Consider the following 11412-nt stretch of genomic DNA (forward strand, 5'->3'; position numbering starts at 1 on the left):
ATGAGTAATACAATTAAAATAGAAGTACCAGAATTTTTAAATATTGGGGTAGCTTGTACATCAGCACATATTGGAACAGCAAAAGAAAACAATATTGCGATGATTATTGAAGATGATAAACTAGGAACTGATGAGATAACTTATAAAGAGTTAGCAAAAAAATCTGACCAAGTTTGTAATTTCTTTACAGGAATTGGACTAGAGCCAAGAGATAGAGTATTAGTTTGTTTAAAAAACTCTTTAGCATACCCTATTTCATTTTTTGGAACTATGAAAGCTGGAATTATTGCAGTTCCAACTTCAACACTTTTAAGTGGTAGTGAAGTTAAATATCTTGCTGAAGATTCTCAAGCAAGAGCGATTGTATTAAGTGCTACTATGTATGAAAACTTAGTTCCATATTTAGAAAATTTAGATAATTTAAAAACTATAGTTGTTGCAGGAATTGATAGTGTTGAAAATCTTAAAAAACCAAAAGATATTAATGTTTATTCATTAAATGAAATTTTCAAAAATACAGATGCAACACCAAATCATTATAATTCAAAATCAGGTGAACCTGCGTATTTAGTATATACATCAGGAACAACTGGTTATCCAAAAGGTGTTTTACATTCACATAGATCACTAATTGGAAGAAAACCAGCAACTGATTATTGGTTTGATTTTAAAGAAAATGACAGAATCATGCACTCTGGTAAATTTAACTGGACTTATGTTTTAGGATCAGCGCTTATGGATCCATTATTTAATGGTCATACAGTTATTGCATATGAAGGTGCAAATGATGCTTCAACTTGGATTAATTTAATTAAAAAACACCAATGTACAATTTTTATTGGAGTTCCAACAATTTATAGACAAATTATTCAAAAAACAGATTTTACACTTGATGATTGTCCATCATTAAGATATTGTATGTCTGCGGGTGAGCATTTATCAGATGAAATGTTAGGATTATGGAGAGAAAGATTTAAACAAGATATTTATGAAGCAATTGGAATGTCTGAGTGTTCTTACTATATTTCTCACTCTAAATATAATCCAATTAGACCAGGAAGTGCAGGTTTCCCTCAACCAGGACATATCGTAAAACTTTTAGACCCTGAAACTTTAGAAGAAGTTGGAGTTGAAGAAGAAGGTATGATTTGTATTGGTGAAGATGATCCAGGATTATTCTTAGAATATTGGCAATTAGAAGAAGAGACTGCAAAATCAAGACATGATGGATATTTCTTTACAGGAGATTATGCGAGAAAAGATAAAGATGGATATATCTGGTTTATCGGTAGAAAAGATGATATTATCAATACATTTGGATTTAGAGTATCTCCACATGAAATCGAAAGAGTTGTAAAAACTCATGATGCAGTTGCAGATTGTGTTGCATTTGGACTTGATATTGGAAAAGATAAAACAATAGTTGCAATTGCTGTTATTGGGCATGAAGAATTATCAGCTGAAAAACAAGCAGAAATTTTAGCATTTGCTCAAGCAAATCTTGCAAAATATAAAGCTCCAAAAGAGATTTTTGCAATGCTTGATTATCCAAGAACAAAAAATGGAAAAGTTTTAAGAAAACAACTTGTAAAACAATTACATGAACAATATCATGCAATTGAAACAGGAACAAAAGTTGTTGAATACAAAGCTAGACGTTCTATGTTATTTGTTCCAGCTTACAACAAACACAATGTTGAAAAAGCAAAAACAGTTTTAGCAGATAGTGTAATTTTTGATTTAGAAGCAATTTTACAAGAACAAAGAGAACCAGCTAGACAAACAATAAGAGAAGTTTATAAAGAAAGTGGTGCAAAATTTGGTGAAAGTGAAAGAATTTTAAGAATAAATAATCTTGGAAGTGAAGATGCAACAAAAGATTTAGCATTAGCAAAAGAGATTGAACTTGATGCGTTATTATTTTCAAAAATTCAATCTAAAGAGGATGTTTTAGAAGCAGTAAGATTAATTGAAGAAGTAAACCCTAATTTATCTTTAATGATTATGATTGAAACTCCTTTAGCTGTTTTAAATATACATGAAATTTGTGCAGCAAGCCCTAAAGTTGAAGTTGTTGTTGTTGGTTCAAACAAACTTGCAAATAGACTTCAAATTGATATTAAAAAAGGTTCAAAAGCGATGTTTAATTACTTATCGCAAATTGCACTTGCATCAAAAGCATATGGAAAAACTGTAATTGATGGACCACACTTTGACGTACATGATGAGTTTGCTTGTGAAGATTCAACAAAAGATGCATTTAATCTAGGATTTGATGGTAAATCACTTATTCATCCAGTTCAAATTGAATATATCAATGATATTTTCACTCCAAAACAATCTGAAGTTGAAGATTATGAAGCAATGATTTTAAAATATGAAGAAGCAGCTAAAGAAGGTAAAGAAGTAATTTTACATAATGATAAATTAGTTGATTCTTCAAAAATCAAATGGGCTAAAAAAATGATAACATTGTATGAAACATACAAATCATTAGGTCAAAATTTATTTGGTAAATAAGGAGTTTAATTTGTCTAAAATCAATATGGGTAACTTTTTTGAAGATTTTTCAATTGGTCAAAAAATTGTTCATCCACTTCCAAGAACAATCAGTGAAGGAGATGTATCTTTATACATCGCTTTTACTGGCTCTAGATTTGCACTACACTCTTCTGATTTAGTAGCAAAGGAAATGGGTTATGAAAAAAGACCACTTGATGATATTTTAATGTTTCACTTAACATTTGGGAAATCTGTTCAAGATATTTCTTTAAATGCTATCGCAAATTTAGGATATGCTGAGATGTCTTTTCCGAATCCTGTATATGTTGGAGATACAGTTTCTATGACTTCAACAGTTATTGGATTAAAAGAGAATTCAAATGGTAAAAGTGGAGTTGTTTATGTTCATTCTATTGGTGTAAATCAAAATGGAGATGAAGTATTAAACTTCAAAAGATGGGTTATGGTTCACAAAAAAGACAAAGAAACTTTAAGTGGAATCAATGAAGTACCAACTTTTGCAAAAACAACACCAATTTCGCAAATCAATATTCCAACTATAAAAACTGTTGATACAAATTCAACTGGTGGAAAATATTTCTTTGAAGATTATGAAACAGGTGAAAGATTAGACCATCCAGAGGGAATTACAGTTGATAATAGTGACCATACACTTGCAACTAAGTTATACCAAAACAATGCAAAAGTACATTTCAATGACCATATGATGAAATCAACTCCTATGGGTCAAAGATTAATGTATGGAGGAATCATTATTTCAATGGCAAGAGCTATTTCATTTAATGGTTTACAGAATGCTCAATGGGTATGTGCAATAAACAGTGGAGCTCATGCTAACCCAACGTATGCAGGTGATACTATTTATGCTTATACTGAAATTTTAGAAAAAATTGAAGTAAATAGAGATGATATTGGATTATTAAGAGTTAGAACTATTGGTTTAAAAAATCAAACTCCTAAAGAGACTCCTAATCCAAAAGGTGAAGATGGTAAATATTTACCAAATGTTGTTTTAGATTTAGATTACACTATTGTAATCCCAAAAAAAATTACAGAAAAAAAATAAAAATTTAATTTTAATAAAAAGGAAAAAATATGACACACCCAAGCGAAGCTTTATTTGAAAATGGTAAATCTTTACCAATTATCCCAACTTGTGAACACTTTGCAGGAAGCGAAAAGCTAATCCTAAAAGGTTTTGAAATGCAAAAAAAATTAGGTCCAGTTTTTGATATTACTTGTGACTGCGAAGATGGTGCTGAAACTGGTAAAGAAGTTGAACATGCTCAAATGATCGTTAGAGTTGTTAATTCTGCTGAAAATCCTTATGCAATGGCTGGAACTAGAATTCATGACCATGGTCACCCAGATTGGAGACAAGATATTGATATTTTAGTTCCAGGAGCAGGTGAGAAATTAGCATATATTACATTACCAAAATCAACTTGTTATGAAGATGCAAAAACTCAAATTGAGTATATTCAAAAAGTGGCTCGTGAAGCTGGAATTAGTAGAGAAATTCCAATTCACGTTTTAATTGAAACTCATGGTGCATTACAAGATGTAGAAAAAATTGCTACATTACCTTGGTTACAAGTTTTAGATTTTGGATTAATGGACTTTGTTTCAGGATACCAAGGAGCAATTCCAGCTATTAATATGAGAAGCCCTGGTCAATTTGATCATAGATTAATTGGTGCTGCAAAAGCTAGAGTTGCACAAGCTGCTATTCAAAATAAAGTTATTCCTTGTCATAATGTAACTTTAGATTTAAAAAATCCATACCAAACTTATAAAGATGCTGAAAGAGCAAGAAATGAGTTCGGATTCATGAGAATGTGGTCAATTTACCCAACTCAAGTTCAAGCTATTGTTGATGCTATGAAACCAGATTTTACTGAGTTAGAAGCTGCACAAAATATCTTAATTAAAGCACAAGATGCTGAGTGGGGACCAATTCAATATGATGGTGAATTACACGACAGAGCAACTTATAGATACTTCTGGGAATTAGTTCAAAGAGCTAAATTTTCAGGTGCAAAATTATTTGATGAAACTGAAAAAAGATTCTTCGCTTAATATTTTAAACATTAGCCCTTTTGGGCTTTTGTTTCTTTTTTAAACAAACAATTTCTACATAAATTTTTTACTATGTCAAAACTAAACACTTTTTATAAATATTCGCTTTTTCAATGGATTAAAAAAGAGTATTTTCATAAGTGCATTGGTATAATAATTGAATTTCTAAGCAAAAAGGAAAAAAATGAGCAAAAAAATTACAGAACAAGATATTATCGACTCAGTTGCTTCTGCCTGTCAATACATTTCGTTTTACCATCCAGAAGATTTCGTAAAAGGAATGGTTGAAGCGTATGAAAAAGAACAATCTGAATCAGCTAAAAATGCAATCGGACAAATTTTAATTAACTCTAAAATGTGTGCAATGGGTCATAGACCGCTTTGTCAAGATACAGGAAGTGTTAATATTTTTGTAAGAGTTGGATTAAAAGCCAACTTAGATATTAAAAAAGAATTAGTTGATTTATTAAATGAAGGTGTTGCAAAAGGTTATACAGATCCTGATAACACTTTAAGATATTCAGTTGTTGCAGATCCAGCAGGGAAAAGAACAAATACAAAAAACAATACTCCAGCAGTTATTCATGTTACTGTTGATAATTCTGATGAATTAGATATTACAGTTGCAGCTAAAGGTGGAGGTTCTGAAAACAAATCTAAATTTACTGTATTAAATCCATCTGATTCAGTTTACGACTGGGTTATGGATAATGTTAGACAAATGGGAGCTGGATGGTGTCCTCCAGGAATCTTAGGAATCGGGATTGGTGGAAATCCAGAAAAAGCAATGCTTTTAGCTAAAGAGTCTTTAATGGATCATGTTGATATTCATGAACTTCAAGCAAGAGGTCCTCAAAATGCTTTAGAAGAATTAAGATTAAAACTTTATGAAGATATTAATAAAGTTGGAATTGGTGCACAAGGTTTAGGAGGATTAACAACTGTTTTAGATGTTAAAATCTTAGATTATCCTTGTCATGCTGCTTCATTACCAGTAGCTATGATTCCAAACTGTGCAGCAACAAGACATATTCACTTTAAATTAAAAGGTGATGGACCAGCTGTATTCAAAAAACCTTCATTAGATTTATGGCCAGATATTAAACTTCCAATGGATACTATTAAAAGAGTTAACATTGCTGATTTAACAAAAGAAAAATTATCTCAATTTAAATCAGGTGATACTTTATTATTATCTGGAAAAATTTTAACTGCACGTGATGCTGCTCATAAAAAAATCGTTGAGTACAAAAATGCGGGAAAACCACTTCCAAATGGTGTTGACTTAAAAGACAGATTCATCTATTATGTAGGACCAGTTGATCCAGTTAGAGATGAAGTAGTAGGACCTGCAGGACCAACAACATCTACAAGAATGGATAAATTTACTAAAGATATGATGGAAATCGGTATCATGGGTATGATTGGTAAAGCTGAAAGAAAACAACCAACAATTGATTTAATTAAAGAATACAAATCTATTTATTTAATTGCAACTGGTGGAGCAGCTTACTTAATTTCTCAATCAATCAAAGGTGCAAAAACTTTAGCATTTGAAGAACTTGGTATGGAAGCAATTTATGAATTTGAAGTTGAAGATATGCCAGTTACTGTTGCTGTTGATACAGAAGGAAATTCTATTCATACAACAGGTCCAGCTAAATGGAGAACTATCTAATTTACAAAAGGCTTTGCCTTTTGTAACACTTTCCTAAAATAATCCTTAGGCTACTAAACTATATTTCTTTTTTGACTTTTTCAAGACAATTTTTATGCTATTGTTCCAACCAAAGAAAATATTATAGGAAATAATATGAATTTATTAGAAGATTTAAAAGACTATTTAGGCTTTGCAGTTGCAGGTAACTTTGCAAATCACTTAGGTGAAGCGGGAGAAGCCGATGAATTTTCTGTAATTGAGACTAAAGAAAAAGATGCACCAAAAGGAATATTCCCTTTTTATATCAAAGGACATAATAGCTTTTTAGGGAATTATCCAATTTGTGATGAAATAATTTTAACTCATGGAAGAGAAAATGATAATTTACAAGTTGAAGCAGAAGTAGCTTTAATATGTGATTTTGTATATGGAAATGATAAAGTAATTGACATTATTCCAAAATATTTTAGTGCTTTTAATGACTGTTCAATAAGAATACAAGATGGAAATAAACTAAGCACTAAAAAAAATTGGGGAACAAATACAAAAGGTATTTCTCAAGATATTATAGCAATTGATAATTTTACAGAAAAAGGAATTTTGAGTAAATATCATATCTCTTCATTTATTAAAAGAGATGGAATTGTTTATGATTATGGAACAACAAGTGCTGTTAAATCATATAGTTATTTTTTCACTCAACTAAAAGATTGGATGATTGAAAAACTAAATACACAAGAAGATTGTGGTCCACTTGAAGAATTGACTCAATTTATGAAAAATGCAAAAGAAGCAAAAGGTATGCTAATTGCGGCAGGAGCTACGGCATATACAGAATTTGGAAAACATAATTTTTTAAAAAAAGGTGATGAAATATTTGTTTATGTTTACAATGCACACGCACATAGTTTTAATGATATTATGAATGATATGTGTGGAATGGATACTTATTTAGGTCAATGTTCAAAACTTCATCAAATAGTTCAATAAAAGATAGATTTTCTATCTTTTATTTTTTGATTCCACATACAAAATATCATTTAAACTATCAAAAACTTTTACAGTAACCTCTTCGATTTCACTGGCTGTTTTTCTTAGAAGCTGATTCTGTGTTTTTTTAGCATTTTCATTTACATATTGTTGGATTTTTTTATAAACATCCTCATGATTTTGTTTTAAAGTTTTCCATTCATTTGATTTAATAAATGCTTTATTTTCTACTTCACAAAAACTTATCCATTTTCCCATATTTGAAGTTTTAGGATCAACCACTTCACAATTCTCAAATTTATCTAAAATTTTATAATATCTTTTTTTCAAATTTATATGGTCATTTTTATATTTAGAAAACTCTTTTATCAAAGTTATATTTTCTACCATATCATAATATTTCTCATCAATTTTAGATTGAGATGTAATTTCTAACAATCTACTTGAAAGTTTTGAAACTTCATTTGATAAAATATCTATATTAGATGCTGTTGTAACATTTTTTTGTGTTGCAGTATCTAATCTTGAAATGGTGTCATTTATTTGAATAATACCTCTTTCTTGTTCTTTACTAAATTGTGTAACATTATCTATAATCTCTTTTGTTTGAGAAATTTTTGATGTAAGATTTTCATAACCTTTTATCATATCATCAGCTATAACTTTTCCCTCATTTGATTTTAAACTTGCACTTTCAACTAAGTTTTTTATCTCTCTTGCAGCATCTGCACTTCTGCTTGCTAAGTTTCTTACCTCAGCTGCAACAACAGCAAACCCTTTTCCAGCTTCTCCAGCAGTTGCAGCTTCAACAGCAGCATTTAAAGATAGAATGTTTGTTTGAAATGCTATTTGATCAATAACTGTTATAGCTTCATTTATAGCTTTTACTTTTTCATTTATTTCATCCATTGATAAAGAAGTCTCTTTTGCAGCTTTACTTCCAATACTTGAAGCTTCATTTAATTCATCTGCAATTTGAGACATTTTATTCATATTTTCATTATTGTTTTTTATATTTGCTGTTATTTCTTCAAGTGCTGCAGAACTTTGTTCTAAAGAACTTGCTTGTTCAGTTGATGAGATTGCTAATTCATTTGAAGAATTTGTCAAAATTTTTGTATTTTTTTCTAAATTAATTCCAGCATTTGTAATCATAGCAATAAGTTCAGATGAAGATTGTCCTAAAAGAATAGTTGAAGAGCATAATGTTCCGAAATCACCATACATTCCTTTTGTATGAACTTCATCAAGTCTAAATTTATAATCTCCATTGCTATAACTATTTAATAAAAGATTTAAACTACTAATTTTTAGTTTAGTTCTATCTAACATTTTATTTATTATTTCAACTAAAGACTCCAATTCTTTTGTTGAAGCTTTTGTTTTTATTGAATATTCAAAGAAACCATTATTAACTTTTTCTATAATATCAGTTATTTCAAGAACAACTTTTTTATCATTTTCTATGATTTTTTCAATCTTTTCAATTTGAATATTCATATTTTGAGTCATTAAAGCAAACTCATCTTTTCCTTTTATCTCATTTAAAACAATTTCATCTTTTTCTCTCATTGAATAAGAGAAAAATTCATCTAAATTATCTTGGAATTTATTAATCGATTTTGAGATTTTATTAGTCATAAAAGTAATTACAACAAACAAAATGATAATAATTAGAATTAAAAAAGAGACAAATAAAATCACTTGATTATCCAAATTTGAAACATTTGTATTAATATCATAAATAATATCTTCTACAATTTTATCTTTTATTTTTTCTAAAGATTCTAATCTTTTAGAAGATGCTTCTTCCCATTTTAAACTGTCTGAACCATAAATATTTTTTGATAAAGTCTCTATTGCTTTTAATGTTTTTAAATCTATTTCTTTTGTTTCATTTAATTCATTATTATCATAAGCTTTTGACATATATGTATCAATCGCAGATTGTATAATATTTAGTAAATCACCCTCTTCCTTATTTACTTCTAATCTTTTATAATCTTTTATAGCTCTTAAAATTTTTGTATGACTTTTTTGAATTTTATTTAGATAGTTTTCTTCTTGATTTATCATATAATCTTTATAAAAATGTATTAAACCTCCATAACCAAAGCCTTCTTTTATTGAAGATATTAAAGTTTCTTTCTCTATTTTTAAACTTATAATCTTTCTAAAATTATCAACTTCTTTAAAACTATTTGTTTCTATCTCTTTTTTATAAAATTCACTTTGTTGTCTTGATAAATTTTTTGTAAATACTTCTAAATATGAGTTTTCAGAAGCAACTAAAGATATAAAATCTTTATATTCACTATTTGAGATATAGCTTCTTTCAAAAATATTTTTTACAATATTTTTTTCACTATATGCTTTTTCTATTACATTTATTAAAGAGACATAAGCTTGTGAACTTTTTGATAATTCTTTACTATTTGAATACATCAATAAATCATCGAAAAATGATATTAAATTTGAACAATTTTTATTATAATAAGTTAACAAATCTTTTGTATCAATTTTTAAATCTAAAGCTTTTTTCCTAATCTCATTTATATTTTTTATATCTTTTTTATATAAATCAATTTTTTCTAATAAATTATTATCATCTTTTATAAGTTTAAAATTTTCTATAAAATCATTTAAAATTTTTAAATTTATATCACTATTTTTTATTTGAACTTCTAATTCATTTTTATTAATTTTTCCATAACTATTTAGATATAAAATTGATAATTCTCTCTCCTTTTGAAGATTTGTCAGTAAGGCTGATAACTTCACTGTAAAATTTACATAACTTGAAGTTCTTGTCATACTATTTTCTTTTTCAATTTTTCCAAAAATCAAAATCGAAGATAAAATAAATATTGCAATTAAGGGTAAAACCAATATCAAAAATATCTTATTTTTCAGCTTTAAGTTATTCATTTTTACTCCAGAATAATGTTTTATGTAATATATTCTTTCTTATTTAAATAAGAGTTTATATGATTATTTCTTGTAACCAAGCTGTAATATTCACGTTATTTTGAAATTATTTTTTATAAAAAAATCATATTAATTTTGATTTTATTATTTACAAAGTTCTTTTTTATATAATTCGAAAAAACAAAAAGGAATACCATGCTAAAAGAATTTAGAGATTTTCTTATAAAAGGAAATGTAGTTGATATGGCAGTTGGTTTTATTTTTGGAGCTGCATTTGCTACATTAATAAAATCACTTGTTACAAATGTGATTATGCCTCCAATTGGATTATTATTAGGAAGAGTTGATTTTTCTCAACTATTTATCTCTTTAGATGGAAATTCATATGCGACACTTGCAGATTTAGAAAAAGCTGGAGCTCCTGCAATAAAATTTGGTCTGTTTTTAAATGATACAATTTCTTTTGTTATTTTAGGTTTTGTGATGTTTATGTTTATAAAATCATATAATAAATTAAAAAAAGAAGAAGTAAAACCAGCACCTACGACTAAAGTTTGTAGTGAATGTGCAATGGAAATTCCAGTTGCTGCAAAAAAATGCGGACACTGTGGAAATACAGCAGTATAAAAAACTAGAAATTAAAAGGCAAAAGCCTTTTAATTATAAATCTACTAAAGCCTTAAATGTCACTCCACATCTTCCAATGTTTTCTACATTTATATGATTTCTTTCATTAATTCTATCATCTTCAATGAATTGATATTTTAATTCTAAAACAACAGGTGTAGTATCTCCTGGGATTTTATAAGTATCATAATATTCACAAAACAGTGCACTTTGTGAAGAGGCAATCATTGGAGGAAAATCTTCCATCACATTTTTAACATCAATTTCAAACTCTTTGATTTCGCTTACTTCTTTTCCAAGTGGTGTTGCACATTTTTGAACTTTATCAACATTATCTTTATTTACAAAACAAATAGTTGCTTTTTTTGTTTTTAAAATATTTGCAAGGGAATCTTTTGGAGTTCCATCATCTTTTTTTCCAATTGATACAATCAATAAAGCAGGATTTGAAGAAATAGGAATAAAATATGAAAATGGTGCGGCATTTAATACACCTTCATCTTCTGTAACAATCCAAGCAATAGGTCTTGGAATTACTGTTCCTGACATTATTTTATATCTATTTAAGTCATCAATATTTTTATAATCTAAAATCATTTTTTCCC

General features: G+C 28.2%; 8 protein-coding genes. 6 read left to right on the forward strand and 2 right to left on the reverse strand.

All coding sequences use genetic code 11. The features are described from left to right. The 5 genes from ADFLV_RS12410 to ADFLV_RS12430 all read left to right on the forward strand — a co-directional run bounded on the left by ADFLV_RS12410 (window position 1) and on the right by ADFLV_RS12430 (window position 7252). Window positions 1–2520, forward strand: coding sequence for an aldolase/citrate lyase family protein (locus ADFLV_RS12410; protein WP_129011681.1), 2520 nt, complete (start codon window positions 1–3; stop codon window positions 2518–2520). Between the two features lie 10 nt (window positions 2521–2530). Next, a complete protein-coding gene (locus ADFLV_RS12415; RefSeq protein WP_129011680.1) occupies window positions 2531–3589 on the forward strand; it encodes a MaoC family dehydratase in 1059 nt (352 codons plus the stop codon). 29 nt (window positions 3590–3618) lie between these two features. Next, window positions 3619–4602 (forward strand): HpcH/HpaI aldolase/citrate lyase family protein, encoded by a 984-nt coding sequence (locus ADFLV_RS12420; RefSeq protein WP_014475065.1) that lies wholly within the window; start codon window positions 3619–3621, stop codon window positions 4600–4602. A gap of 184 nt (window positions 4603–4786) precedes the next feature. Continuing rightward, window positions 4787–6280 (forward strand): fumarate hydratase, encoded by a 1494-nt coding sequence (locus tag ADFLV_RS12425; RefSeq protein ID WP_014475066.1) that lies wholly within the window; start codon window positions 4787–4789, stop codon window positions 6278–6280. Between the two features lie 135 nt (window positions 6281–6415). Then, on the forward strand, window positions 6416–7252 hold the full coding sequence (locus ADFLV_RS12430; protein ID WP_129011679.1) for a DUF5718 family protein: 837 nt from the start codon (window positions 6416–6418) through the stop codon (window positions 7250–7252). Between the two features lie 12 nt (window positions 7253–7264). Here ADFLV_RS12430 and ADFLV_RS12435 read toward each other — a convergent pair whose 3' ends face one another. Next, window positions 7265–10180 (reverse strand): methyl-accepting chemotaxis protein, encoded by a 2916-nt coding sequence (locus tag ADFLV_RS12435; RefSeq protein WP_129011678.1) that lies wholly within the window; start codon window positions 10178–10180, stop codon window positions 7265–7267. A gap of 195 nt (window positions 10181–10375) precedes the next feature. Between ADFLV_RS12435 and mscL the strand changes: the two genes are divergently transcribed. Further along, a complete protein-coding gene (gene mscL / locus ADFLV_RS12440; RefSeq protein WP_129011677.1) occupies window positions 10376–10807 on the forward strand; it encodes a large conductance mechanosensitive channel protein MscL in 432 nt (143 codons plus the stop codon). 33 nt (window positions 10808–10840) lie between these two features. Here the strand turns inward: mscL and ADFLV_RS12445 are convergent, their stop codons facing one another. Next, complete coding sequence (locus tag ADFLV_RS12445; protein WP_129011676.1) at window positions 10841–11404, reverse strand: flavin reductase family protein; 564 nt, start codon at window positions 11402–11404, stop codon at window positions 10841–10843. Window positions 11405–11412 lie beyond the last annotated feature (8 nt).

Origin of the sequence: Arcobacter defluvii, assembly GCF_013201725.1 — a bacterium.
GTDB classification, from domain to species: domain Bacteria; phylum Campylobacterota; class Campylobacteria; order Campylobacterales; family Arcobacteraceae; genus Aliarcobacter; species Aliarcobacter defluvii.